General features: G+C 69.2%; 27 protein-coding genes. 24 read left to right on the top strand and 3 right to left on the bottom strand.

The features are described 5' to 3' along the window. Positions 1-8: 8 nt before the first annotated feature. The 15 genes from FKO37_RS35285 to FKO37_RS35215 all read left to right on the top strand — a co-directional run bounded on the left by FKO37_RS35285 (position 9) and on the right by FKO37_RS35215 (position 13,474). On the top strand, positions 9-596 hold the full coding sequence (locus FKO37_RS35285; RefSeq protein ID WP_238607335.1) for a dienelactone hydrolase family protein: 588 nt from the start codon (positions 9-11) through the stop codon (positions 594-596). A 44-nt stretch (positions 597-640) separates the two neighbouring features. Further along, complete coding sequence (locus FKO37_RS35280; protein ID WP_134734237.1) at positions 641-2,023, top strand: MFS transporter; 1,383 nt, start codon at positions 641-643, stop codon at positions 2,021-2,023. Further along, positions 2,020-2,916 carry an MBL fold metallo-hydrolase gene (locus tag FKO37_RS35275; RefSeq protein ID WP_238607334.1) on the top strand — a complete coding sequence of 299 codons (897 nt, stop codon included), beginning with the start codon at positions 2,020-2,022 and terminating at the stop codon, positions 2,914-2,916. Before FKO37_RS35280 ends, FKO37_RS35275 begins: the two co-directional genes overlap by 4 nt. 14 nt (positions 2,917-2,930) lie before the next feature. After that, entirely contained in the window at positions 2,931-4,049 is a 1,119-nt protein-coding gene (locus FKO37_RS35270) for an FAD-dependent monooxygenase (protein WP_037814806.1), read from the top strand. A 99-nt stretch (positions 4,050-4,148) separates the two neighbouring features. Beyond that, on the top strand, positions 4,149-4,724 hold the full coding sequence (locus tag FKO37_RS35265; protein ID WP_037814809.1) for a dihydrofolate reductase family protein: 576 nt from the start codon (positions 4,149-4,151) through the stop codon (positions 4,722-4,724). A gap of 86 nt (positions 4,725-4,810) precedes the next feature. After that, a complete protein-coding gene (locus FKO37_RS35260; protein WP_238607333.1) occupies positions 4,811-5,386 on the top strand; it encodes a TetR/AcrR family transcriptional regulator in 576 nt (191 codons plus the stop codon). Between the two features lie 128 nt (positions 5,387-5,514). Next, the gene (locus FKO37_RS35255; protein WP_238607332.1) at positions 5,515-6,009 is read left to right on the top strand and encodes a hypothetical protein; all 495 of its coding nucleotides are present in this window, start codon (positions 5,515-5,517) and stop codon (positions 6,007-6,009) included. Further along, entirely contained in the window at positions 6,006-7,175 is a 1,170-nt protein-coding gene (locus tag FKO37_RS35250; RefSeq protein WP_037814815.1) for a WXG100 family type VII secretion target, read from the top strand. The genes FKO37_RS35255 and FKO37_RS35250 overlap by 4 nt, the downstream gene beginning before the upstream one ends. Before the next feature lie 7 nt (positions 7,176-7,182). Then, positions 7,183-8,004: an ESX secretion-associated protein EspG gene (locus tag FKO37_RS35245; RefSeq protein WP_043840249.1), complete on the top strand. Its 822-nt coding sequence runs from the start codon at positions 7,183-7,185 to the stop codon at positions 8,002-8,004. Between the two features lie 36 nt (positions 8,005-8,040). Continuing rightward, on the top strand, positions 8,041-8,823 hold the full coding sequence (locus FKO37_RS35240) for a transglycosylase SLT domain-containing protein (protein ID WP_134663566.1): 783 nt from the start codon (positions 8,041-8,043) through the stop codon (positions 8,821-8,823). A gap of 10 nt (positions 8,824-8,833) precedes the next feature. Beyond that, the gene (locus tag FKO37_RS35235) at positions 8,834-9,940 is read left to right on the top strand and encodes a CHAP domain-containing protein (RefSeq protein WP_238607331.1); all 1,107 of its coding nucleotides are present in this window, start codon (positions 8,834-8,836) and stop codon (positions 9,938-9,940) included. Then, positions 9,937-10,236, top strand: a complete 300-nt coding sequence (locus FKO37_RS35230; protein WP_037814821.1) for a YbaB/EbfC family nucleoid-associated protein — start codon at positions 9,937-9,939, stop codon at positions 10,234-10,236. Before FKO37_RS35235 ends, FKO37_RS35230 begins: the two co-directional genes overlap by 4 nt. Then, positions 10,236-10,817 carry a hypothetical protein gene (locus FKO37_RS35225; protein ID WP_238607330.1) on the top strand — a complete coding sequence of 194 codons (582 nt, stop codon included), beginning with the start codon at positions 10,236-10,238 and terminating at the stop codon, positions 10,815-10,817. Before FKO37_RS35230 ends, FKO37_RS35225 begins: the two co-directional genes overlap by 1 nt. A gap of 575 nt (positions 10,818-11,392) precedes the next feature. Further along, positions 11,393-11,584, top strand: coding sequence for a hypothetical protein (locus tag FKO37_RS35220; protein WP_037814825.1), 192 nt, complete (start codon positions 11,393-11,395; stop codon positions 11,582-11,584). Positions 11,585-11,695: 111 nt separating this feature from the next. After that, positions 11,696-13,474: a glycoside hydrolase family 76 protein gene (locus FKO37_RS35215; RefSeq protein WP_238607329.1), complete on the top strand. Its 1,779-nt coding sequence runs from the start codon at positions 11,696-11,698 to the stop codon at positions 13,472-13,474. A gap of 376 nt (positions 13,475-13,850) precedes the next feature. On the opposite strand, the gene FKO37_RS47025 is transcribed toward FKO37_RS35215, so the two are convergent. Continuing rightward, positions 13,851-15,023 carry an amidohydrolase family protein gene (locus FKO37_RS47025; RefSeq protein WP_238607328.1) on the bottom strand — a complete coding sequence of 391 codons (1,173 nt, stop codon included), beginning with the start codon at positions 15,021-15,023 and terminating at the stop codon, positions 13,851-13,853. A gap of 633 nt (positions 15,024-15,656) precedes the next feature. On the opposite strand from FKO37_RS47025, the gene FKO37_RS35205 reads away from it, so the two are divergent. The 8 genes from FKO37_RS35205 (at position 15,657) to FKO37_RS35170 (ending at position 22,099) form a co-directional block, all read left to right on the top strand. Continuing rightward, complete coding sequence (locus tag FKO37_RS35205; protein WP_037814835.1) at positions 15,657-16,316, top strand: GntR family transcriptional regulator; 660 nt, start codon at positions 15,657-15,659, stop codon at positions 16,314-16,316. After that, positions 16,313-17,125: a carbon-nitrogen family hydrolase gene (locus FKO37_RS35200; protein WP_238607327.1), complete on the top strand. Its 813-nt coding sequence runs from the start codon at positions 16,313-16,315 to the stop codon at positions 17,123-17,125. Before FKO37_RS35205 ends, FKO37_RS35200 begins: the two co-directional genes overlap by 4 nt. Continuing rightward, complete coding sequence (locus FKO37_RS35195; protein WP_238607326.1) at positions 17,122-17,781, top strand: DUF2848 family protein; 660 nt, start codon at positions 17,122-17,124, stop codon at positions 17,779-17,781. Before FKO37_RS35200 ends, FKO37_RS35195 begins: the two co-directional genes overlap by 4 nt. Further along, complete coding sequence (locus tag FKO37_RS35190; protein ID WP_037814842.1) at positions 17,781-19,241, top strand: 4-hydroxyphenylacetate 3-hydroxylase family protein; 1,461 nt, start codon at positions 17,781-17,783, stop codon at positions 19,239-19,241. The genes FKO37_RS35195 and FKO37_RS35190 overlap by 1 nt, the downstream gene beginning before the upstream one ends. Next, positions 19,238-19,582 carry a cupin domain-containing protein gene (locus FKO37_RS35185; protein ID WP_043840232.1) on the top strand — a complete coding sequence of 115 codons (345 nt, stop codon included), beginning with the start codon at positions 19,238-19,240 and terminating at the stop codon, positions 19,580-19,582. Before FKO37_RS35190 ends, FKO37_RS35185 begins: the two co-directional genes overlap by 4 nt. A gap of 55 nt (positions 19,583-19,637) precedes the next feature. Then, positions 19,638-20,156 (top strand): flavin reductase family protein, encoded by a 519-nt coding sequence (locus FKO37_RS35180; RefSeq protein WP_037814847.1) that lies wholly within the window; start codon positions 19,638-19,640, stop codon positions 20,154-20,156. A 108-nt stretch (positions 20,157-20,264) separates the two neighbouring features. Next, on the top strand, positions 20,265-21,605 hold the full coding sequence (locus FKO37_RS35175; RefSeq protein WP_238607325.1) for an MFS transporter: 1,341 nt from the start codon (positions 20,265-20,267) through the stop codon (positions 21,603-21,605). 47 nt (positions 21,606-21,652) lie between these two features. Continuing rightward, the gene (locus tag FKO37_RS35170) at positions 21,653-22,099 is read left to right on the top strand and encodes an isochorismatase family cysteine hydrolase (protein ID WP_238607324.1); all 447 of its coding nucleotides are present in this window, start codon (positions 21,653-21,655) and stop codon (positions 22,097-22,099) included. Positions 22,100-22,132: 33 nt separating this feature from the next. On the opposite strand, the gene FKO37_RS35165 is transcribed toward FKO37_RS35170, so the two are convergent. Next, positions 22,133-23,113 (bottom strand): biotin-dependent carboxyltransferase family protein, encoded by a 981-nt coding sequence (locus FKO37_RS35165; RefSeq protein WP_238607323.1) that lies wholly within the window; start codon positions 23,111-23,113, stop codon positions 22,133-22,135. Then, positions 23,110-24,063, bottom strand: coding sequence for an allophanate hydrolase subunit 1 (locus FKO37_RS35160; protein WP_238607322.1), 954 nt, complete (start codon positions 24,061-24,063; stop codon positions 23,110-23,112). Before FKO37_RS35160 ends, FKO37_RS35165 begins: the two co-directional genes overlap by 4 nt. A gap of 182 nt (positions 24,064-24,245) precedes the next feature. Between FKO37_RS35160 and FKO37_RS35155 the strand changes: the two genes are divergently transcribed. Then, the gene (locus FKO37_RS35155; RefSeq protein WP_238607321.1) at positions 24,246-25,769 is read left to right on the top strand and encodes a PucR family transcriptional regulator; all 1,524 of its coding nucleotides are present in this window, start codon (positions 24,246-24,248) and stop codon (positions 25,767-25,769) included. Positions 25,770-25,886 lie beyond the last annotated feature (117 nt).

The following is a 25,886-nucleotide window of genomic DNA, read 5'->3' as shown; positions in this document are numbered from 1 at the left end:
GACCAGACGTGGGAGGCACCATCGAAGCTGCCGAAGTCCACCATCACGGGCACGGACCCGCGAACCGCCGCCGCCGGGTGGTGCGGACGTCCGCGCCGCTGCTGGTGCGGCATCCGCCCGGCCGCGTGCGCGGCGCGGTGCTGGTGCTGCACGGCGCCGCCGGCCTCGACGAACCCGTCGAGAACTGCTGCCGCACGCTCGCGAGCTGCGGATACGTCACTGTCGCGCCGCTGTTCTACTACGAGACCGGCGGCCACACTTTCGGTCCGGACAAAGCGGACGCCGCCTTCGCCGCGCTCGCGCTTTCCGACCTCGAAGCCGACCTCGCCGGCGCGCTCGATTACCTCGGGACCCGGCTGGGCATGCCGCGCCACCGCGTGGCCGCCGCCGGTTTCGGCTCCGCCGCCCACCTCGCCGAACTGGCGGGCGTGGACCTCGCCGCCGCACTCGGACCCGCGCCGCCACCGTGGCCCGGTACGCCCGGATTCGACCCGCACGCACCCGACCGGCTCGTGCTGCCCGCCGGACCGTCCGCCGCGGACGACCTGGTCCGGTTCCTGGACGCCGAGCTGCCGGACTCTCCTCCGGCCCGCTGAAACCCCCTACGATCGATTGCACGCTCCGGCTCCGAGGAGGGCCCATGAGTATCGCCGCCACCCCCGAGGTGACCCAGCGGGACATCGCCGCCCGGCTGGAACGGCTCCCGATGTCGCGCTGGCAGGTGTCGATTCGCCTGATCATCGGCATCGTCACGTTCTTCGAGGCGTTCGACCAGCTGCTGATCGCCTACACGCTGCCGGTCATCGGCCGCGAATGGCACATGACGACCGCGTCCAGCACCGCGACGCTGACCATCGGCTCGATCGGCATGCTGCTCGGCGCGCTCGCGTCCGGCTGGGCCGCCGACCGGATCGGCCGCGTCAAGGTGATCACCCTGTGCGTCGCCGTCACGGCGTTGTGCAGCTTGGCGATGACGCTGTGCACCGCGTTGCTGCCGTTCCTGATCCTGCGATTCGTCCAAGGCCTCGCGATCGGCGGTGAAGTGCCGACCGCGGCCGCGTACATCGCGGAGATCAGCCGGGCCCGCCGCCGCGGCCGCTTCGTGCTGATGTACGAGATCGTCTTCCCGGCCGGGCTCGCGGTCGGCGCGCTGGTCGCGGCCTGGGTCATCCCGCACTGGGGCTGGCGTCCGCTGTTCGCGCTGGCCGCCGTTCCGGGCCTCGCCGCGGTGCTGCTGCAGTTGCGGATCCCGGAATCGCCGCGCTGGCTCGCCTCGCACGGGCACATCGAGAAGGCCGAGGCGACGATGGCGCTGATCGAGCGCCGGGTCGAGGAGTCCCTTGGCCGCCCGCTTCCTCCGCCCGCCGAAGCCGTCGCGGCACCGGCAGCGGTTCCTTCGAAGCGCAGTTCGTTCCGCGACCTGTTCGCCGGTCGCTACCGGCGGCGCACGCTGATGGTGTGGACGATCTGGTTCGTCGGCTACCTCGCCAACTACGGCATCACCTCGTGGCTGCCGACGCTGTACAAGGGTTCGTTCCACCTCTCCATCGGCCAGGCGCTCTGGTACAGCACCGCCACCTCGGTCGCCGGTCTCGTCGGCTGCCTGATCGCCGCGCTGGTCGTGGACAAGCTCGGCCGCCGGGTCGTGCTGGCCGCGGGCCTGGGCGGGACGACCGCGATGCTGGTCGTGCTGGGCGCGCTCGGCGCCGGGACTCCGTTGCAGCTGCTGGTGTGGTCGTCGCTCGCGGCGATGTTCAACTTCGCGGTGAACGTCTGCCTGTACCTGTACACGCCGGAGCTGTACCCGACCCGCAGCCGCGCGCTGGGCGTCAGCCTCGGCGGCGTGATGAACCGGTTCGGCCTGATCCTCGGCCCGATCCTGGTCGGCGCGCTGTACGCGGGCGGCAGCGGGCTCGCGTCGGTGTTCCTGGTGCTCGGCGGGATCTGCTTCGTCGGCGCGCTGGTCGCCGGGTTCTTCGCCGAGGAGACCAAGGGCCGCACGCTGGAAGAGGTTTCGCCGTGACGGACGCGCTGCGCGTGGTCCTGCTCGGCACGGCGGCCGGGCCGTACCCGGCGCCGGGCAGGCAGGGCTGCGCGAACGCGGTGGTGGTCGGCGGGCGCGTCTACCTGGTCGACGCGGGCTACGGGACGCTCGGCAAGTACGTCTCCGCCGGGCTGTCCCTGCGCGATCTGGGCGGGGTGTTCGTGACGCACCTGCATTCCGACCACGTCGCCGAGCTGTTCACGCTCTTCCTGCTCGGCTGGGGTCCGGCGAACCAGGGCGTCGTCGAGCCGGTGCGGATCTACGGCCCCGGCCCGGACCCGACCGACCCCGGCCCGCCCGCCGCGGGCACGGAGGGGCTGGTGGCGGGCAATCTCGCGGCGTTCGGACAGGACGTCGCGGTGCGCCAGCGGACCAGCGACCGGCCGCGGCTGGCCGGGCTCATCCACGCCACTGATCTTTCGGCGGCGGGTGCGGAAATCGTGGTGCACGAAGACGACCGGGTGCGCGTGACGGCTCGGGCCGTCCCGCATCCGCCGCTGCACCTGGCGCTGGGCTACCGGTTCGAGACGGAACACGGCGTCGTCGCCTTCTCCGGCGACACCGCCCGAAGCGACGCGGTCGGCGAGCTGGCCGCGGGCGCCGACTTGCTGGTGCACGAAGCGATGGAGCCCGATTTCTACCGCAGCATCGGCTATTCGCCGAAGCTGCTGGACTTCCTCGCCGCTTCGCACACCTCGCCCGCGGACGTCGGCCGGGTCGCCGCGGCGGCCGGGGCCCGGCGGGTCGCGCTGTCGCACCTCGGCCCGTCCGATCCCGCCCGCCTCGACGACGAAGGCTGGCTCGGCCGGGTCCGCCCGCACTACTCCGGCCCGGTCGTCGTGGGCCACGACCTGCTCGACCTCACTGTCTAAAAGGAGCTTTCGCTGTGCCGGAAATCGCGATCGTCGGCGGCGGGATCGGCGGCCTCGCCGCCGCCGTCGCCCTGCGGAAGGCCGGATTCTCGCCGGTCGTGCACGAACAGGCGGCCGGATTCGGCCGCGTCGGCGCGGACATCAACCTGACCCCCAACGCCGTCCGCGCCCTCGACGGCCTCGGCATCGGCGACGAACTGCGCGAAACCGCCGCGCGGCCGAAGTACCGGATCAGCCGCACCTGGGACACCGGCGAGGAAACGTCGCGACTGCCGATGGGCGACGAGGCCGAACGCCGCTACGGCTCGCCGCAGCTCACGATGCACCGCGCGGACCTGCTGGCCGCCTTGGAACGCGCGCTGCCCGACGGCGTAGTCCACTTGGGACACAAGCTGACCGGACTGTCCACAACGGACTCGGTGTCGCTGGACTTCGGATCTTCGACTGCTTCCGCGGACGTCGTGATCGGCGCCGACGGCATCCACTCGGCCGTCCGCACCGCGTTGTTCGGCGCGGAACACCCGGAGTTCACCGGCGTGGTCGCCTATCGCGCGGTGCTGCCCGCGGGTTCGGTGGACGTGCCGAACCTGGACTGCTTCACCAAATGGTGGGGTCCGGATCCGGACACGCAGCTGGTGACGTTCCCGCTCAACCGCGGCGAGGACGTGTTCGTCTTCGCCACCACGCGGCAAAGCCAGTGGCGGCACGAATCCTGGACCACGCCAGGGGATGTCGACGAACTGCGCGAGGCGTACCGCGGCTTCCACCCCGAGGCCCGCGCGTTGCTGGCGGCGTGCGATTCGGTGCTGCAATCGGCGCTGTACGTCCGCGATCCGCTGCCGAACTGGTCATCCGGCCCGGTGACGCTGCTGGGCGACGCGTGCCACCCGATGATGCCGTTCATGGCCCAGGGCGCGGGAATGGCCATCGAGGACAGTGTGGTGCTGTCACGGGCGCTGGCGGCGTACCCGAACACCGAGGTAGCGCTGAAGGCCTACCAAGCGGCCCGGCTGGACCGGACCCGCGAAGTGCAACTGGCCTCGCGGGGCAACAGCTGGCTCAAGGCGAGCGGAAACAGCTCGGCCGCGGCGGACGCGATCTACGGGTACGACGCTTGGCATACTTCGGTGTGACCCAGGTCATAGTTCGGGTCGCGGGTGGCGTGTCTGGCCGGGACGGTGCCGTTCGACGCGTAGGTGAGCAGGCACCGTCCCGAACCAGGAGCTGATCCCATGCGCACCATCATCGCCACCGCGTTCGTTTCCCTCGACGGCGTCGTCGAAGCCCCCGGCGGCGAAGCCGGCTACCGGAACTCCGGCTGGACCTTCAAGGACATCGAATTCGACCCCGCCGCCTACGCGCTCAAGGGCGCCGAGCAGGAGGAAGCGACCGCGCTGCTGCTCGGCCGCGTCAGCTACGAGGCGTTCTCGCCGGTGTGGCCGGACATGACCGAGGAGTTCCCGCACTACAACGCGATGCCGAAATACGTCGTGTCCACCACCCTGCGCGACGAGGACCTGGTGACGAACTGGGGCGAAACGACCATTCTCCGCTCCCTCGACGACGTCGCCGCGCTGAAGGAAACCGAGGGCGGCCCGATCATCGTCAACGGCAGCGCGACGCTGGTCCGCGCCCTCACCGACGCGGGCCTCGTCGACCGGCTGAACCTGCTGGTCTTCCCGGTCCTGCTGGGCGCGGGGAAGCGGCTGTTCAGCGAGACCGACAAGGACAAGCAGCCGCTGAAGTTGATCGATAGCGAGAGTTACTCGAACGGGATCCAGAAGCAGATCTTCGAGTTCGTCCGCTGAGCGGATCCGCAGGGGCACCTCGACAGCAGCCGAGCAAGCCCGCCAGCCCCATCTAGGCACTGACAAGCCGGTGCATACTCGACGCCATGGCCCGTCGTTACCACCACGGCGATCTGCGGCAGGCGGTGCTGACCGCGGCCGTCGAGGTGCTCGGCGAATCCGGCCCGGCCGCGGTCAACCTGCGCGACCTCGCCCGCCGGGTCGGGGTCTCGCACGCCGCCCCGGCGCACCACTTCGGCGACCGCACCGGCCTGCTCACCGCCGTCGCCGCGCAGGGGTTCGACCTGCTCGCCGACACGCTCGAGGAGATGCCGCCCGAGCCGGACCTGCTCGAGGCCGGGGTCGCCTACGTCTCGTTCGCGGTCGGGCACCGGGCGCATTTCGAGGTGATGTTCCGCGCGGACCTGCTCCGCGGCGACGACCCGGACCTCCGAGCCGCGCAGGAGCGGAGCAGCCAGGCGCTGGACTGGGCCGTCGCCGGGTTCCGGGACGACAGCGTCGACCCGGTGGTCGCGGGCGCGGCGGCCTGGTCGCTCGTGCACGGGTTCGCGACGCTGTGGCTGCAGCGGGCGCTGCCCGCGGACCTCGGCGACGACGCTGCGGCGGCCGCGCGCTCGGTCGCCGGACTGCTCGTCCGGGGTGCGCACCCGCCGTCCGGGTGACCCGCGGAACCGCGGCCGCGGCGGGCTCGTCTCATCGCCGACTTTCCCGGACCGGATGCCTGCGGTCCGGCTGGCTGACATACTGGTGCGCGCGTCCGAGGAGGACGCCCGCTGGGAGGTGGACTGGGGTGAGTTCGCACCGGGTTTCCGACTGGGCAGACGTCCGTGCCCTGCACAAGAAACAGGCCAAGGAGACGCACCGGTCCGGGCGGCCGGAGACGTCGGATTCCGTGCGGGACCCGTCGGGGGCGGGCAACGCCGAGATCGTCGCCGACACCGGGATCATCGAGCTCGACCCGGCCGAGATCGCCGCGGCCGACGCGGAGCTGGAGAAGCGCCAGCAGGAGCTGACCGCGTGCCTCGAACAGGCCAAGGCGCTCGTGCATCCGCTCAAGGACGGCACCAGCCCGGTGGCCGCGCACCTGCGGAAGGCGTTCGGCCTGCGCGGGTCCGCCGACGGCGGCGCGCAGGCGATCCTGCAGCAGTACCTCGAGGAGCTGTCGTCCTTGCGCGAGGCCATCCGCCGGGCGAGCGCGGGGCACGTCCAGCAGGAAAGCGACGCGAAGGACTCGCTCGACGCGCTGGGCCGCCGGGCGGACGACGGGGGAGGGACGCCGGCATGAGCCGGACACCGGGCTACGAACGGCTGCCGTACGAGAAGCACCGCAAGCACCGGCTGTGGAGCGAGGACCACCCGCCCACCGCCGCGCAGCGCCGCGTCCTGCGGCGCACGAAGCTCGCCCAGCGGGCCAACATGAAGGACACGTCCTTCGGCAAGATCAACTGGAACGCCTGGGCGCACACCACGCTCTACGACATGATCATGACCGCGGACCCGGTCGCCATGGGCGCGTCCGCGCACCAATGGGGGAAGCTGGCGTACGACGTCGATTCGGCGACCTCCGCGGTGCACAAGACGGTGCAGAAGCTGCTGCTGTCCTGGCGCGGCGGCGCGGCCGGGAACGCGGCGCAGTCGGCGTCGAAGCTGACGTCCTGGGGTGCGGGCGCGAGCGAGACGATGCGCACGGTCGGCGACAAGCTCGACCACTACACGAGCGCGGTCGAAACGGCGAAGCACAAGATGCCGGAGCCGGTGTTCTACACGGCGGAGAACCAGTTCCGCGACGGCTACGACCTCAACGCGGCCAGCGGTCCCAGCGGCGCGGTGATGGTCGATCAGCTCCTCGACGACCACCTGCCCGCCAAACGCGCGGCGTCGCACGCCAAGGCCGAGGCGGTCCGCGTGATGGAGGGCTACGAGACGTCCAGCAAGGGCGTGCACGACAAGCTGCCGCATTTCACCGAGGCGCCCGCGGTCACGAACGTCGATCCGGACGGCCGGTCGCGCAGCGATTCGCGCGGCTCCCGGGATTCGTCCGGTTACTCGGACGCGGCCGTCACCACGGCTTCGTCCGCTCCGGCGGGAGGCGCCGGGCTGCTGCCGGGGATGAGCGGTCCGGGCGGAACAGCCGGTATGCCGGGTTCGCTGGGCGCCGGGCCGGGCGGTGCGCTCGGCGCGGGCGCGGGTGCCGGAAGCGGGGGCGCGTTGCCGGGCGGACTGCTGGGCGGCTCGGTCGGAGCAGGCGGCGCGGCGGCCGGGGCAGCCGGTGCGGCCGGCGCCGCGGCGGGCGCGCGCGGCGGCAGCCCGATGTCCGGCGGGTTCTTCCCGCCGATGGCGGGCCAGCGCGGCGACGGCTCCGACGACCATCAGAACCGCTACACCAAGGGCAGCTCCTTCGACTTCCTCGAGGACCTGCCGGACGCGTACCCGCCCGTGCTGGGCGAGTGAGGCGGGGATGGCCAGACATCTCCCGGAGGTCGACGGGGTAGCGCTCTCGCACCTGGAATTCGACCTGCTGTGGTCGGATTTCGACCTCGGCCCCATGCCGTATCCGTTCGACGTGCCCTCGCACGGTTCCACGATGGACGAACGCGACCAGCTCGGCGTCCAGGTCGCGGAAAGCCTCGCGGCGGCCGGGCTGCTCGACGAGGACGACGAACCGCACCCGCGGCTGGGCCAGGTGTTCGCGGTGCTGGCCGAGCCGGTGTTTTCGGTCGACCTGCTGGTGTTCCGCGACCCGCCGCTGCGCGCGCTGGCCGCGGCCGGGCGCAAACTGGGCGTGCTGGCCGTGCTCGACGCGGGCGAACTCGCGCTGCGGCCGTGCCTGCCCGACGACGTCCCGCAGCTCGCCGCGAGCGTCGTCGGCCCCGCCGAACCCGGTCCGGGCAACGTGGTGCGGCTGCCGCGCTCGGTGTTTTCCGAGGCGATGCAAGCGTTTGCGGACAGCGGGCACGCCGCGTTCGAGCGGGTGCTCGGCCGGGCGGGTCTGGCCGGCCGGGACCTCCGGGCGATTTCGACGCTCGTCACCACGCCGCGCGTCGCGTACGGACAGTTCGCGGTGAACGGCCCAGGAGGACGTTCGCCGGTGGTCGCCTGGTACGACACGGAAGCCGGGCGGTACGGCGCGGTCGTGCACGAGTCCGCGGGAACGAAGTGGGTCACTCTCGCGCCCGCGGACCACGCCTGGCTCGCCGACCGGATGCAGGAACTGGGACGCGGGGTTTCGTCCGTTCGGGGGACTAGGGAACCTGAGGACGAAGGCTTCCGTCTCACTTAGGGCAGCGGCGAAGCGCCCTGCTGAAGGGGGCAGGAAATGAGCAAGTTGTCGGCCGAGGAGATCGCCCAGCACGCGTACCGGGCCGGGTTCCGCGGGCACGCGCTCACCACCGCGGTCGCGGTGGCGCTGGCGGAATCGGGCGGGAACACCCGTGCGCACAACGGGACCCCGCCGGACAATTCGTACGGGCTGTGGCAGGTCAACATGCTCGGCTCGCTCGGGCCCGCCCGCCGCCACGAGTTCCATCTGCACTCCAACGACGAACTGTTCAACGCGGACGAGAACGCCAAGGCGGCCTGGGCGATTTCGGGGCACGGCAAGAGCTTCCAGCCGTGGTCCACCTACACCAACGGCGCGTACAAGAGCCATCTCGCCGCCGCGCGCAAGGCCGCCGAGGACGTCACGCGCCACCACGGCAAGGGCGCGCACCATCCGCACAAAACCGAGCACCACCCGCACAAACCGCACCACGGCAAGGGCGGCAAGGACGGCGGGTTCAAGGCCGATCTCGAACAGTTCCTCGCCTATGAGCGCACCACCGAGCACGTCGCGAACGAACTGGTTTCGGTCGGCCGGAAGACGGTGCACCGGGTCACCGGGATCGCCAAGGACAGCTTCGGGAAGGTCGGCGAGGAAACCGGATTCTCCGACGCGCTGGGGGATTTCAGCCGTTCGCTGGAATCGCAGGTGCGGGCCACCGGAGCGCACGCGCGCACGCTGAGCGCCTCCGTTTTCCGGGCCCGGCAGGCATACGCCGGCGCGGATTCCGACGCGAGCGCGGCGATCAGCGCACACGACATCAAGGGCATCCTGGGCTGAGGGGGAATCCGTGCTGGACACCGCAGGGGTCGCGACGCTGTTCGCGGACGAGATGAAAACGCACCACGGCAAGCTTCGCGGCAAGGCCGCGGACTCGCAGGCCGCGCAGCACGCGCTGCAGCAGGCCGCGCGCGAGATCACCGAACAGTACGAAGCGCAGCGCAAAGCCGCGCACGCGCTGCTGAACACCTGGCACAGCAAGGCGAATCCGGCGTTCGAGCACGACACCGGCAAGTTCGGCCGCGATCTCAAGGTCACCGCGCAGGCGAGCACGCACGGGGCCAAGGTGGTCAGCGAGGTCACCGACGCGCTAGCCGGGCGGCACCAGGCCACCGGCAAGCTGATCGACGAGTTCGTCGCGAAGGCGCGCAAGATCATCGACGCCGGATACGTCCTGGCGCGCAACGGAAGCCCGGCCGCCCTGCTGATGGCGATCGGCGACGTGGCCGATCTGGCGGGCAAGTACCTCAAGGAGTCCGGCGGGCACCTGAAGAACGCCCGCGCGGAGATGGAGGAAGCGGCGCGCAAACTGCGTGCGCTGCAGAAGGACCTGAACCACGACGGCGTCGCCGACCCGGGCGGAACGCACCGCGCCAAGCCAGGCGACCACCGCAAGCACGAGCAGCACAAAAAGCACGAAGCGCACAAAAAGCACGAGCAGCACCACGGCAAGACGCACGCGAGCCACAGCAAGAAGGTCGACAAGATCCTCGACCACGCGCGGCACAACCTCGGCTACCACGAGGGCCCGAACAACCGGAACAAGTGGGGCCCGACCGGACAGCCGTGGTGCGCGTACTTCGCGACGTCGATGTGGCGTTCGGCCGGGGTGGACATCCCGAAGTACGGCTTCACCGGCGACGTCTACAAGTGGGGCCAGCGCCACCACCTCGCCTACGACCGCGGCGCGCTCGCGCACAACGCGCGTCCCGGCGACACGATCCTCTTCGGCGACGGTCCGTCCTGGGGGCAGAGTCACCACATCGGGATCATCGAAAAGGTCGAGGGCAACAAGATCACCACGATCGAGGGCAACGCGAACGACCAGGTCGAGCGCCTCACGTACACGCTGCCGCGCGACCTGCACAAGTTCTACGGCGGAGTGCACCCGAAGTGAGCATCACCGGCACGGCGCGGCACGCCGGGGTGACCGTCGAAGTCGCCCCCGGCGGCGCTTTGCGCACCCTGGAGTTGACCGCAGACGCCCTCCGAGCCGGCGGCCCCCGCCTGGCGGACACGATCCTGCACGCAGTCCGCGAGGCGGCCGCTGAGGCGAACGAACGCGCCCGCCGCGCGCTGGAAGCCGAACTGGGCGACCTCGGCGGTACCGACCTGCGCAGCCTCGGCCTCGGTTCGGAGCAGGACCTGGCGGACCGCGCCGAAGACACCACACCGGACACGTGGAGGGTGTGATGACAGAGACGTACCAGGAGAACGAGGATTCGCGCGCGAACACGAATCCGGCTGAGCAATTCGGGCCCGGCGAGCCTTGGGAGGAGTCGCCCGATCCCGATCCTGACGGGGACGAACGAGGGATCGACGAACTCATCGAGATCGCCGAAGAAATCCCGGACCAGCTGGGCCTGTCCGAAGGCCTAGCCGCCCTGCGCGCGACGGCCAGCCGCGAGGGACTGAGCGTCACGGTGAACATGCACGGCATGCTCGTCCACCTGGACATCGGAGAACCCGCCCTCGAACTGGGCCCGGACGCCCTGGCCGCGGAAATCTCGCGACTCAGCACCGAGGCAGGCACGAAGGCGCTGCACCAGGGCTTGCGTGCCATCCGCGCAGGATGCGTCCCCGCAGTCGCAGCGGCAGTCGGAGACACGCTGGCACTGGACGAGGTTCCGGAACCAACGCCCGATCCGGCCACCACCCGCGAACCTGACCCGGCACCGCCACCGCCACCGCCACCGGCACCGCCTGCGCGACGCCGGGCCCCGGCCGAGGAATCGGACGACGGAGGGTTCGTGCTCAAGCCGGTCAAGGACTGAGCGGCGCGCAGGGCACCCACCTCTCCGGGCACCTGCCGACGGTCCTGACCCGGCTCCGGCCTCGCGGCGCTGGTCGAAAACCGAGATGGCGAAGGATTCCAGGCTGCCCGCCCGAGGGTGTTCTCCTCATGACAGCGACCTCCGAAGGCGGTGCCTGCTGTTCTCCGCAATGCTCGGTGGTGCTCGCGAAGCGGGTCAAGAACACTCGCATGCCCGGGGGCGTGCCCGCCATCCTGAACCAGCAGCCTCGCGCCTCAGCTGACGACGAGATCGTGTCTAAGCCGGTCAAGAACGGATACCGCGCACGGCATTCACCTGCCCGGGGTGTCTCCGAGAATCCGTCCGCGTCCTGAACCGGCCTCGGTTGACGACGGGCTCGCCCCAATCCGGTCGAGGCCCGAACACCGCACGCGGCACCCGCCTGCGCGGCGTGTCCCCGAGCACCCGCCCCCGTCCCGCACCGGTCGCGCAGCGTCGCACCCCAGCCAGTCAAGAACTCAACATCACACCCGTCCCCCGAGCGCACTCGGTGCGTCCCCGAGCGCCCGCACGCCGCCGATGCCATCCTGGGAGGCATGACCCACTACGCGCTGACCCAGTCCGTGGCGATCGCGACCGACCTCGAGGCCAAGGGATTCCTCGGCACGGTCGGCAAAATCGCCGCCGCCACCGTCATTTTCTTCATCGCCATCGGCCTGATCGTCGGGCTCATCCTCGGGTACTTCATCGGCCGTTCGGTCGGACGGCGCCAGGGCAGCGGCGGCTGATCGGGTTAACCCGCCTGTCCGGAACGGGACAGAACCTCGCGCGGGTCTTCACCGTCACCCGCGCGGGTTTCTATTCTGGGTGGAAATTCACCCAGGCGAGGGGACGAGTCCATGCGGACCGTGCTCGTAGTGCTGCTCGTGTTCGCCTCGTTGACCGTCCCGCGCACGGCCGCCGCCGTCTGCGCGCTCTCGTGCGACACCCTTGACCCGTCGAGGGCCGCGCAGGAGAGTTTTCCCTTGCCGGACAAGAACATCAACGGCCGGGTGCTGCGCCTGCACGTCTCCGACCAGGACGGGATGGCCTGGGCCAGCATCGACAACGGCCGCACCGGCGACGCGGTGTGGCTCGACCGTTCCTGGGACGGCGGCAGCACCTGGGACGGCCTGCTCGGCAAAGCGAGCATCCCGGACACGTGGACCGGCACCCGCACGCTCATGTACAACCTCACCGACCCCGTCGGCCACCGCCGCGGCCTGCTCCGGGCCTGCGGGGACGCACAAGCGGTCGCCTGCACAGGCTGGATCTATCCGACCGTCTGCGCCGCCGCCTGCGACGGTTCCGCTCCTGGCACCGGCGACACCCAGCCGGTACCGCCCGCGACGATCTTCGGCCGCACCGTCCGGCTCCACTTCGACGACCGCGGTATGGCCTGGTCCAGCATCGATTCCGGCGGCCCCGGCGACGAAACCTGGCTGGACCGTTCGTGGGACGAAGGCACGACCTGGCCCGACGGCTCGTCACTCGGCCGCACGAGTGTCCCCGCCGCCGCGACCGCGACACAGACCGCAACGTTCGCCACCCAAGATCCACGCGGACGGCTGAATGGCGGCGCCGTTCGAGCATGCGGCCGGGAAGCTTCTCACAACGAAGGCGCCTGCACCGCCTGGGCACGCCCCGCGCAATCCCGGGTCTCGGCCGCCGTCGACGCTTTGCTGTGGTCCCACGACATTTACCGCGCCTGGTGGCCGTCGAGCTGGTGGAATTCTGCGGTAGCGGTGACCGCACTGGCGGATTCCGGAGTGTCCAACCTAGATCCAGTACTGGCAAGGGTTTTCGACGTGAACCGCGCCGCCTTCCCCGCCGGAGCCCGCAGCTCCGACCCGATCGACGGCGACTTCATCAGCCGCGCCATCGACGACTCCGCCTGGTGGGCCCTGGCCTGGCTCGCGGCATACGACCGTACACACGACTCCCGATATCTCGCCGAAGCCACGAAAATCGCCGATTACGTGCACGGTTTCTGGGACCCCGGCACATGCGGCGGGGGAGTGTGGTGGGATCGCGAACGGACGTACAAGAACGCCGTCACCAGTGGCCTCTACCTCCGCCTAGCCGCCGCCCTGCACCGCCGCCTGCCCGACGACACCGAATGGCTGGCCCGCGCCCGCACCGCCGGCGATTGGTACCTGCGGAGCGGCCTGATCAACTCAGCCGGCCTGGTCAACGACGGCCTGACCGCAAGCTGCACGAACAACGGCCAAACCGTCTGGACCTACAACCAGGGCTTAGCCATCGGCGGCTTCACCGAACTCTGGCGAGCAACCGGCGACCAGTCCTATTTGGACGCCGCCCACCGATTGGCTGATTCGGCGATAACCGGTCTGACTTCGGGTGGGGTGCTGGTAGAATCGTGTGAGAGCGGCTCGTGCGATGACAATCAGAAGCAATTCAAGGGCATCTTCCTGCGCTACTTCGGCGACCTCGCGACGGCTACCGGCGAACAGAAGTACCGAGATTTCGTGCAGCAGCAAGCGGATTCGATCTGGCTGCGAGACCGGGACTCCCTGAACCGGATCGGCCAACGGTGGACCGGCGGCACCCCGAACGCGGTGGACTGGCGGACACAGGCTTCGGGACTGGAAGCGTTGATCGCCGCTGCCGCGCAGTAGGACCGCGCTGGCCGAGATGCCGCGCGGTGGCGGGAATCCGTCGGGACGGCTGGTGCCGCGACCGTCGGATGCTGCGTGACGACTGGAAGTGGCTTGGTTGCCGGGACGTCGCGTGGTCGTGGAGATGTTGTGCGGTATCTGGATGTTGCATGGTCGCCGGGACGCCCAGCGGTTGTTCGGAATGTTGCATGGTGGTCAGGGTTGCTGCGCGATTCTTGGGACGCTGTGCGGTGGTTGTGATGCCGCAGTGGTCGCGGGAATCTTTGCTGTGGACGAAGGTTGTGTCGCAACTCGGATTCTGCACGCTTGCCAGGACACCACAAGGCGTGACGTCGCCCCGATCCTGAGTCGCCGCCCCACCTGGAACCGCGGCGGCTCAGGATCCGTTCCGCCACACGCGACGAATCGAAAGGGTGTCGCCAATAGTGACCGTAGGGTCGCCGTCGACCAGTACGAGGTCTGCGCGCAGTCCAGGCTTGATGTGGCCGCGGTCGGGCAGACCGAAGCGTCGAGCGGGGACCGAGGTCGCTGCCCGCAAGGCCTCGGGCGGAGTGAAGCCCGCCGTTGTCAGGAGGCGCAGTTCGTCGTGCAGGCTCGCCCCGTGGGCCATCCCTGGCGCGCCGAGGTGGGCTGCGTCCGTGCCCGCCAGGATGTCGACTCCGGCCTTCTTCAGTGCTGCCAACGTTTCCACTGCGTAGCCGAAGTGTTCGCGCGGGCTCGTGGCCATCGCACCGGACAGGTTCTCGAGCCATTCCGGAGTCAGCTTGGGGAAGACCCGCGCATCCTCAGCGAGTCGGCGGCCAGCGGGCTCGCCGGTGATCGACGCGATTACCGTCAAGGTCGGAATGACGAACACACCGGCGACGGCGATCTTTTCGATCAACTCCGCGGTATGCGGACGGTCGAAGAACAGATGGCTGAGTCCGTCCACTCCGGCGTCGACGACCTGTCCTGCGGTCTCGACGGTCATCGCGTGCGCCAGCACCATTTTCCCGCGACTGTGGCTTTCGCGAACCGTCGCTTCGACCAGTTCGGGAGCGAGCCTGGGCAGGTTGCCGCTCCCGAAAAGCTGGCCGTCCTCCACCAGGACCTTGAGATAGTCGGCACCCTCCGCGATCCGGGCCTCGACAAACGCCGCCACCTCGTGCGGACGCGTCGCAGTCGGCCATGGCGGGTCGCCCTTTCTCAGTTGCTGCGGATGCCCGCCCGCCGGGGTGAGACCGATGGACGGAGACAGCACGTCAGCTAGGTCATTCGAGGCGGCGACCTTGCGGCGCAACGGAATTATCTGTTGCGGCATCGAGAGCATGTCGAATTCGGTGGTGACTCCGAAGGTCAACGCTTGGCGCAGCGACTGTTCGTCGGTGTGCGTATGCGCGTCGATCAAGCCGGGCAGCAGCGTGGCGCCTGCTCCGTCAATGAGGTCGACACCCTCGGGGCGGGCCCCGCCGACGCTCGCGATTCTTCCGTCAGCGACCTCGACATCGACGGTTCCGAGCGAGTTCTCGCCGTCGAAGACATGTGCGCCAGTGATGACGAAGTGGTTCACGGAGGCTCCAAGCGGATGGTGCGAAGGTGGCTCAGGAACCGTAAGCGGCGGGTGATCATGGTGCCAAGAAGGCACTTTTCGGGTAGGTGGTGAGGGCGAGGTGACCGGCTTACCTTGCGGCTGCAGAGGCCAGGCCTCGTGGTCAGCGGATCCCGTGCAGTCGCGCAGGGCGAGGCGGGATCCCCTCGGTCGACACGCCGTCATCGGTGCTTAGGCAGCGGCTCGAACCGGGTGCCGTTGTCGCGGATTCGCCCGGCCAGGGGTGACACATCAAGGCAACCGCGTCGGGGAGGTGCCAGGGCAACTGCCGTTACACGACGTTGCGGCGGAGGCACGAGGGCTACCGCGGCGACACGACGCTCCAAGCGGCAAGTCAGGGCGTCGCCCCGACGTCCAGCACGACCCATCACGGCGCCAACACGACGTCCCGCGCGGGCCCATCGGGACCACCGCCCCCAAGTCGCCGCCCCGACAACACCCACCCTCCTCCGCGAGCGAGCCCGAGCCATCCCCCCCCGGGGGCAACGCGACCCTCCTCCGCAAGCGAGCCCAGCCATCCCCGCCCGGCACACCCGCTCAACCTCGGCAAACACCCCTTGCCCGCTTGCCATGCGTGATGTATACATCTTGTCCATGAGCAGTGTACGACAGGCTGGGCGGGCCGGGTCCGCGCAGGACGTCACCTATCGGTTCCTCAAGCAGCGCATCGCCGAGCTGCCTCGCGACGGCGGGACGTTCCTCACCGAATCGGAGGTTGCCGAGGCGGCGGGGACGTCTCGGACGCCGGTGCGGGAGGCTCTGCTGCGGCTCGAGGCCGAGGGGTTCCTCGAGATCGTGCCGAAGAAGGGTGCGTTCGTGCCGCCGATCTCCGACGCGGAGGTGCGGGCGGTGATGGAGGCGCGCGAGCTGGTCGAGGACTGGTGCGTCCGCAAGCTCGCCGAGCGCGTCGACGAGACCTTTCTCGGCGAGCTGGACGACATTCTCGCGAAGCAGCGCGAGGTGGTGGACGAGCCGGTGCGGTTCATCGAGTTCGACCGTGCTTTTCACCGGGCGATCGTGCGGCGGGCCGGGAATCCGGTGCTCGCCGAGTTCTATGAATCGTTGCGGGAGCGGCAGGTCCGGATGGGGTTGCGCGCGGTCGCGGGCAGCGAGACCCGGGCGGGCACGGTGCTGGCTGAGCACGCGGCGATCGTCGAAGCGTTGCGCGGTGGTGAGCCGGAGGTGGCGGGGGAGGCGCTGGCGAAGCATCTCTCCAGCACGATGACGGCACTGCGAGTCGGGGAGCGGCTGTGAAGGTCGCGTTGGTGCAGCTCGCCAGTCCGCCGGACGAGACGGCGGCGGACCGTCGGGTGCGGGCTGGGCAGCTGGTGGAGTCCGCGCGCGGGGCTGATCTGGTGGTGCTGCCGGAGTTGTGGGCGGCCGGGTATTTCTCGTTCGACGCGTATCCGGACGAGGCGGAATCGCTCGACGGGCCGACGGTCGCGGCGGGGCGCGAGTGGGCGCGAAGCCTTGGTGCGTATGTGCATGTGGGCAGTTTGGTTGAGCGGGATGCGGCTGGGCGGTTGTTCAATACCGCGGTGTTGCTCGCGCCGGACGGCACGATCGCGCATACCTATCGCAAGGTGCACGTCTTCGGATATGCCTCGCGTGAGGCGGAATTGCTTACGCCGGGCGAAACGCTCAGCGTCGCGGAAACGGGACTCGGGCCAATTGGGGCGACGACCTGTTACGACCTGAGGTTTCCCGAATTGTGGCGCGGGCTCGTGGATCGCGGCGCGAAGACGGTCGTGGTCCCGGCTGCGTGGCCGGCGGCTCGGCGCGAGCACTGGCGGATGTTCACCTCGTGCCGGGCGGTGGAGGAGCAGGTCCTGGTGATCGCGGTCAACGCGGCCGGCACCCAGCACGGCGGCGTCGAGCTGGCGGGTACTAGCCGGATCGTCGATCCGTGGGGGACCGTGCTGGCCGAAGCGGGCACCGGCGAGGAAGTGCTGCGCTGCGAAATAGACCAATCCATTGTGGACACGGTGCGGGCGGAGTTCCCGGTGCTGGCCGATCGGCGGTGGCCGGTGTCCACAGCAGACTTTACGGGAGCGGGAGTATGAGCACGATTGCCCTGCACGTCGCGGGAACCGGGGAGGAACTGGCGTTCACCCCGGCGCGGCTGGTGGTGGCTGGGTACACCGGGAGCGACGAGGCCGCGGTCGAGGAGCACATCGCGGAATTGGCGGCGATCGGGGTGCCGCGGCCGGAAACGGTGCCTGCGTTCTACCACCTGGACACCGGATTGCTGACGACGGAGCCGGTGGTCGGGGTGAGCGCGCCGGGGACGTCCGGCGAGGTCGAACCGGTGCTGATCCGGCACCAGGGGCGGTACTTCCTCGGGGTCGGGTCCGATCACACCGACCGCGACCTCGAGCGGGACGGAGTAGCACTGTCCAAAGCGGCCTGTCCGAAGCCGCTCGGGGAAGTGGTCGCCGAGCTCGGGACCGAAGTGTCCATTCCGGACTGGGACCACGTCGTCGCGGACTCCAGTGTGGACGGATGTCCGTACCAGAAGGGGGAATTGGCCGCGCTGCGGCATCCGGCGGATCTGCTGGACCGGCTCGGTCCGGTCGAGGGCGATTTCGCGCTGTACTGCGGCACTTTGCCGTTGCTCGGCGGCGAATTCACCTACGGCGCGTACTGGCGCGTCCACTTGGAACTGCCCGGCGGCCCGACCCTGACCCACGCGTACGAAACGAAACAGAGGAGCGAGTGATGCGCAGCGGAGCCGACTATCTGGCCGCACTGAAAGGCCCCCGGCGGATCTACCTCGACGGCGCGCCGGTCGAGGACGTCGCCCACCACCCGGCGTTCGCGCCGATCGCGAAGACCATCGCGGAACTCTTCGACCTCGCGGCCGACCCGGAATCCGGCATCTCGGTCACCGACCCGGCGTCCGGGTCCACAGTGAACCGTCTGTTCACGCCGCCGCGCAGCCGGGAAGACCTCAAGGCGTACCGCGAAGCGGCGACCACCTGGGCACGGCACACGCACGGCTGGGTCGGCCGCAGCCCGGACCACGTGGGCGCGTTCGTCGCGGCGTTCTCCGCGCATCCAGAGGCGTTTTCGCAAGGGGAGCGCGACTTTTCGGCCAACATCGCCGCGTACCACAAGCGCGTGCTGGAAGAGAATCTGTACGTTTCGTATGCGATCATTCCGCCGCAGGTTTCGCGGGCGACGACCGCGCACGCCTGGGAAGGCGACCTGATCCAGGCGGGAGTCGCGGAGGAGCGCGAGGACGGCATCGTGATCCGCGGTGCGCAGATGCTCGCGACCGGCGGCGCGGTGGCCGACGAGATCTTCGTGTCTTGCATCAAACCGCTCGGACCGGAGGACGCTGACTTCGCGCTCGGATTCGCGGTTCCCGTTGACGCAGAAGGACTTAAGCTCTACTGCCGCCGTCCGTACGCGCCGGCCGCCACGAGTGAATACGACTATCCGCTCACCTCGCGCTACGACGAAACCGACGCGCTGGTCGTCTTCGATGACGTCTTCATTCCGTGGGACCGAGTGTTCGTTTACCGCGATGTCGCGGGATTGCGGCGGCAGTTCTTCGACACCGGTGCGCACGTCTTCGGGAACTGGCAGGCGCAGATCCGGTTCATGGTGAAGACGCAGTTCATCGCCGGGCTCGCGCGCAAGGTCGCGGCGGTCAACGGGGTCGACAAATTCCCCGGCGTGGTCGAGAAGCTCGGTGAGTTGGCGAGTCTCGCGTCCATTGTGGAATCTGCAGTGCTGGCGGCTGAGTACACCGCGGAGCCGGACGAGAACGGCATGTGGCGGCCCGGCTCTCGCGCGGTGTACGGCGCGATGGGGCTACAGGCCGAGTTGTACCCGCGGCTGCTGGCGATCCTGCGCGACCTGGTCGGCGGCGGCGTGCTGCAGGTGCCCTCCAGCGTCGCGGACCTGACGAACCCGGAGACCCGCGCCGATATCGACAAATACATTTACAGCCCGTCCGCGCCCGCCGAGGAGCGGGTGAAGCTGTTCAAACTCGCCTGGGACGTCGTCGGCAGCGAATTCGCCGGACGGCACCACCAGTACGAGATGTTCTACGCGGGCGCGCCGTTCGTGGTGAAGGGCTACGCCTTCCGCAATTACGGCTTCGACGGCGCGCTCGGCGACATCGACGCCTTCCTGTCCAGCTACGACCTCGACGGAGCGATCACCCGATGAGCAAACCGGAACACGAATTCTTCCCGGTGACCGACGTCGCCTTCACGGTGTGCCCGGGTGACGACCCGAAGATCACCGAGCGGATTCTCGCGAAGGATCCGGAAACCGGTGTGGCGACGCGGATCCTGCGGTACGAACCGGGTGCCGACTCGACGCCGATGGGCGTGCAGAAACACGATTTCTGGGAGGAGGTCTACATTCTTGAGGGCTCGTTCACCGACCTCACGCTCGGCCGGACGTTCACCGCGGGGATGTACGCCTGCCGTCCGCCGGGCATGCCGCACGGCCCGTGGCGGACCGACGAGGGGGTCGTCACGTTCGAGGTCCGCTACCCCGCCTGAGCCCGTTCGGGGGCGGCGGTCACGGGACCGCCGCTCCCTTCGCAAGGAGAACGTCATGATCACTTCCTCGGCCGAGGTCGACCCGATGACGATGCGCCGCACGATGGGGCGTTTCGCGACCGGCGTCGCGGTGGTCACCACCCGGGCGGCGGGGGTGCCGCACGGGATGACCGTCAACTCGCTGACGTCGGTTTCGCTCGACCCGCCGCTGCTGCTGGTGTGCCTGACGACCGGCGCGCGCAGCACCGACGCGGTCGTCGAGGCGGGCCGGTTCGCGGTCAACATCCTGTCCGCGCGGCAGGAACAGCTCGCGCTCCGCTTCGCCCGCCGCGGCGAGGACCACTTCGCCGGGCTGGAGGTGACCGAGGGCCGCCACCGCGTGCCGGTGATCCCGGACGCCTTCGCGCACCTCGAATGCGACGTCGAACGGCATCTGGTCGCGGGCGACCACGTGGTCGTGTTCGGGCACGTGCGCAGCGTGTGCGAGCGCGACGGCGACCCGCTGGCGTTCCACGGGGGCCGGTTCGCCGACGTCGCCGACCGGGCCAACGAGCCCGTGCACTGGTTCTTCTGAGGCAGTTCCCAGGGGGGAGCACGCCTCGGTGGCTGCGCCAACAGCCACCGAGGCTTCCGGCATCAGCACTTCATCCGCGTCACGGACCCTCCGACCACAGGAGCCGAAATGGCCGATACCTCTCGCGAACGTAACAGAAAACGCCCGCACACGCGGCTGGGGGTGGTGGCGGCGTCGAGCCTCGCCGGCACCGCCGTCGAATGGTACGACTTCTTTCTGTACGGCACCGCGTCCACTTTGGTCTTCAACAAACTGTATTTCCCTTCGCACGACCCTTTGGTCGGCACGGTGCTCGCTTTCGCCACCTACGCCGTCGGATTCCTGGCCCGGCCGCTGGGCGCGGTCGTGCTCGGTCACCTCGGCGACCGCAAGGGACGGCGTTCGACGCTCATCGCCAGTTTGCTGTTGATGGGTGCTTCGACGTTCTTAATCGCTCTGCTGCCCACTTACGAAGCGGTCGGTGTGCTGGCACCGTTGCTGCTCGTGGTCTGTCGCCTGGTGCAAGGATTCGCGCTCGGCGGCGAATGGGGCGGGGCCGTGCTGCTGGTGTCCGAACACGGCGGCAGTGCGCGTCGCGCATTCTGGTCTTCGTGGCCGAATGTCGGGCCGCCGCTGGGGAACCTGCTTGCCGCCGGGGTGCTGGCGGTACTCGGCGCGGTGATGCCTTCGGCGCAGTTCCTTTCTTGGGGCTGGCGGATCGCGTTCGGCTTGTCCGCGGTGCTGGTGTTGATCGGGTTGTGGCTGCGGCTTTATGTCGCGGAAACTCCGTTGTTCAAGGAAGCGCCGAAGCCGAAGGGGCTGCCCGCCGGTGTGGTGGTCCGCAAGCATTGGCGCAGTGTTTTGCTCGCCGCGGCAACGCGTTTCGGGGAGAACGCCGGGTTCTATCTGTTCTCGTTGTTCGTGATCACTTATGTCACGACTGTGCTCAAAATGGACAGTTCGGTCGGATTGACGGCGGTGCTGGTCGGGCAGGCGTGTGCGGTCGTGACGATTCCGCTGTTCGCCCTGCTGGCCGACCGGATCGGACGACGGCCGATTTACGTAGTCGCCTCGGTGGCGACGATCGTGTGGGCGTTCGTGTTCTTCGCACTGGTCGACACGCGCAGTCCCGGGTTGATCACGGTCGCGGTGGCAGGCGGGTTGCTGATCTTCGCCGCGTACAGCTCGGTGATCGGCGCGTTCTTCGCGGAATTGTTCCCGACGGAGGTGCGGTATTCCGGGGTTTCGCTGGCGTACAACCTGGCGTCGGTGCTGGCTGGTTCGCTCGCGCCGATCATCGCGATCGGGTTGTACGCGAAGTTCGGTACCGGATATGCGATCGGGGTCTATCTGGCGGTGATGGGCTTGATTTCGCTGGTGGCCTCGTTGCTGGCGAAGGAGACGAAGTCGGTCGATCTTGGTTCGGTGGCCGGGAAGACAGAGGAGGAAGTCCGTGCATCCGTTGACTGAGTATCTGGCCGGCCTTCGAGATCAAGCCCGAGGAATGCGCGCTGGTCGTGGTGGACCTGCAGGAGGATTTCGTCCGGCCGAACGGGCCGATGCGGGTGCCGGAGGCGTATCGGCAACTGCCGAGGGTGCAGGCGCTGATCGAGGCGTGCCGGGCAGCCCGGGTGCCGGTGCTGTACACCGCGCACACGATCGCGCCGGACGTCGCACACGATTTCTACGCGTTCTGGCCGCCGATCGCGAACGGCGCGATCGCAGAGGGTGCGCCCGGAGCCAAACTGTACCGCGGGCTGAAACCGCGCGCCGGTGAGCGCGTCATTTCGGCGAAGCACACGTATGACTCCTCCGCAGGCACGGATCTGGACTACGCGTTGCGGTGCCAGGGAGTTCGGACGTCAATGCGACCGACAACGCCGAAGCACACCGCGCCACCCTCCGCACCATTCGGCGCGGGTTCGGCCGGGTCATGGACCACCAAGCGATCATCGCGGCCCTGAGCGAAGGCGACACCCTCCACCGCCAAGCAACACTCAAGACAGCGCCTTGACGTCCAGCAGTTGATTGACATGCGCACTGAGCGCCGCTGCCTGGTCCAGGTCGATTTCCCGGAACGTCACGGTGTCCCGGCCGGGCCGGAGCTGGCCGACTTTCCACAGCGAGGCCGACGCGACCGTGGCGATCACCGCGAAACCGCCGGAGGTGTTGCTGTCCGGGCCGAGCACGGTGAGCACGTCGCCGTACGCCAGGATGCCGCCGGGCGGGTAGCTGGAGTCCAGGAGGTTCGACGGGTGCCCGCCCGCCACGTCGCCGGACGGGCGGGCCCAGCGGAAACGGTGCGGGTTGAACCGGATGCCGACGCGGTCCGAGCTCAGGTCGCAGCGCCAGGACGCGGCGAGGAAGTCGGCGAAATCCTCCGCGGTCAGGAAGTCCGGGTCGGCGTGCGGGCCGCGGAGGATTTCGATTTCCCAGGCGGTCGGGTAGGTCGGGCGCAAGGACATCGGGAGACGACGCGGCCGGGAAGGAGAGGCGGGGAAGGTGTCCAGGATGTCCGCGCGTTCCAGGGCCCGGCCGTCGAGGCCGCCGATGCCGGCGAGCAGGAACGTCGAGCGGGAACCGAAAACCTCCGGTACCGCGATGCCGCCGGACAACGCCAGGTACAGCCGATGTCCGGGGCCCCGCAGGACCTCGCACGCCAGCACGTCACCGGTTTCGACGGGCACCGATTCCCATTGCGGGATAGGGGATCCGTTCAAGGTCACGGTGGTTTCCGGGCCGGTGACGGCGATCCGGCCGGGGGCGAGGACGCCTGCTTGGAACCGGCCCAGCGGGATTTCCAGCGCGGCCGCGCCGGGGCGGTTGCCGACCAGGAGGTTCGCGAGGCGGAAGGCGAGCGAATCGACGGGGCCGGAAGGGAAGAAGCCCAATGACTGCCTGCCGCGCCGGCCCGGATAGTCCTGCACGGTCGTCTGCAGGCCGGGTTCCAAGACTTCCAATGCAGCGGTCTGCGTCACGGGATTTTCACCAGTTCCTGCGCGGCGACCCGGTCCGCGCGCCGTTTGGCCGCCTCGGCCGCGACCGCCGGGTCGGCTTGGACGGCGAGGTGGTCGGCGACCGCGTACCGGCCGGGTTCGATGTCGTAGTCGTAGCGGCCCTCGAAAACCTGCCTGCGCAATTCGATCAGCTCCGCCTCTTCGACGCGGTAGAACGAGATCCGGTCGCCGGGGTGGACCAGGATCGGGTCCGCGCGGTGTGCGCGCGGGCGGCGGACGAGGTCGCAGATCGGCAGCGTCCGGCCGAAAAGCTGGTACGAACCCGGCGATTCGATCGGGTGGATCACCAGGCACGGGCCGCCGAACGCGACGGCGCCCTCGGGCGTCCAGGAGCGCGCCGGATTGTATTTCGGGGCGACCAGTTCGGAGCGCGGGTCGAGAGGGAGCAGAGACGGCAGGCCCGGGTAGAAACCGGTGAACGCGTTCCACCACTCGGATTCCAGGATCCGCGCGTACAGCGCCTCGCGGTTCGGCAGGCCGTTCGAGCGCACGAGGTAGTCGACGTTGTTGCCGTCGACGACGTTCGGCGCGTCCGGACGCGTGGTGATCTGGTAGCGCTCCACGGCTTCCCGCGATGTCGAATCGTCGAACGCGATCGGCAGTTTCACCCGGCGGCTCGGCAGCACGAGCGAGCCGGGCTCGGGGATTTCGCGGTGCAGCCGGTCCAGCGCGGCGATCACCTGATCATGCTGGATCGTTTCCGGGTCGTAGTGCACGAGCAGCGAACGCAGTCCCGGCGCGACTTCCAGCACGCCGCGCACCGGGTTTTCCTCCAGCCGCCGGGCCGAGGCGTGCGCAAAGAAGTTGAGCCCGAGGTCGACCGGCAGCGGCGGCCCGTACTCGACGAGCAGCGCGCGATCGCCCGCGGTCCGGTACGTGACGTCCGGCCGGGACGGGGCAGCTGCGGGCATCGGGATCTCTTTCCGTTGTGCCGCCGGACATCCGCCGGGCGGGGAAGTCCGATCGGGACGGTTTCTACCTACCGGCGCCGGGTTTTGTCCAGAACGTTGGTTCGTCCGGGTGGCGATCGACCGGCGGCCGGGCGGGCCGCCGGTTACACTTCCGGCCGCCCGATCCGTCCCCGGGAGACACCATGCCGCTTACCGTCCAGATGCTGCTCGAACGCGGCGAACACGGTCTCGAACTCGCCGCCGAAGGCTCGCCCGGGGCGGTGGACCGGGCGGTCACGTGGGCGTTGATCAGCGAGCTGCCCGACCCGTCGCCGTACCTCGAGGGCGGCGAGCTCGTGCTGACCACCGGGTCGCGGCTCGCGCTGGGCGAAGCGGCCAGCCGGGAGTACGTCGACCGGCTGGTGGCCGGTGGCGCGGTGGCGCTGGGATTCGGGGCCAGTTCGTTCTATCAGAACGTGCCGCGGCCGCTGGTCGAGGCGGCGGGCGAGGCTGGGCTGCCGGTGTTGGCGGTGCCCGCGACGACGCGGTTCGCTGCGTTGAGCCGGCTGGTCGCCGGGCATCTGTCCGATGAGCGGCAGCGGGAGTTGAACTACGCGGTATCGGCGCAGCGGGATTTGACGCGGGCTTCGTTGTCGCCGTATTCGGCGCGGGCGATTGCGGAGCGGCTTGCCAAAGCGGTGCGGGGATGGACGTTGCTGCTCGACGCTGCCGGTGGGTTTCGGGCGGGCGTGCCCGCGGCGCGGATGCATGTGGCGCGGGTGCGGATCGAGTTGCCTCGGCTGCGGGACCGGGCCAATTCGGCGAGTCTGAGCATGACGATCGCGGGGGAGTCCGTGGTGGTGCTCCCGCTTGCCGTGCGGGGACGGGTGCAGGGGTTTCTCGTGGTGGGGCGGTCTACGCCGCTTACTACCGCGGAGCAGGCGATCGTGACGACTGCGGTGTCGTTGCTGTGCGCTGAGTTGCACAGTGCGCGGGGAGTGTTGGACAGCGAGCGGCAGCATCGGCTGGCGGTGTTCAAGGCTGCGGTGGCGGGTGATGTCGGGCTGGCCACGGCGATCGGGGAGGCGCTGGACACGGACTTTCCGGAGGGGGATCTTCGGGTCGCGATTCTGGGGGTTCCTTCCGGGCATGAGCGGGAGTTGCTCGAACATGCCGAGGGGGATCACGGGTTGCGGAGTTTGCGTGCGTTGGTCGCCGAGTGGGAACGGGGGCGCGTGGTGGTGTTGATGCCGCCTGCCGAGGGGGATACGCGGACGTTGGAAGCGTTGTTGCGGCGGATTCCGTTGGCTCGGGGGGCGGTGAGCGATCCGACGCCGCCTGGGGAGCTGTCTGCTGCTTGGGAGCAGGTTCGGTCGGTGTTCACCAGTTCTCGTGGCGGCGCTGGGGTGCTGACTTGTGCCGGGGACGTGGCTACCAGCGGGTTGATGCGGTTTCTCGACAATGACGAGGTTCGGGGGTGGGCTCGGGCGTTGCTGGAGCCGGTTACGGACAAGACCGGGTCGGCGAAGATCGATTTGCGGCATACGTTGCGGACGTTTTTGGCGCATAACGGGCAGTCGGATGCTTCGGCTAATGCGTTGGGGATTCATCGGCATACGTTGCGGTACCGGATGGGGAAGGTGGCGGAGGCGCTGGGGAGGGAGGTGGACGATCCGGCTGTTCGGGCGGAGTTGTGGATCGCGTTGCAACTGGATGATCAGTTGTGAGTGTCGGCTCGTCGCCTGGCGGCGACATTGCTTTTGAGGGTTGCGTGGGGCACCCCGAAGCTTGATTGTGCTGACGGTTCGGGGGTGCTTGTCAAGGCGGGAAAGATGCCTTGACAA

Origin of the sequence: Amycolatopsis sp. Poz14 (assembly GCF_006704225.1) — a bacterium.
Classification (GTDB): domain Bacteria; phylum Actinomycetota; class Actinomycetes; order Mycobacteriales; family Pseudonocardiaceae; genus Amycolatopsis; species Amycolatopsis nivea.
Note: the sequence above shows the minus strand (reverse complement) of the source record. Positions and strands in the feature narration are given on the sequence as shown.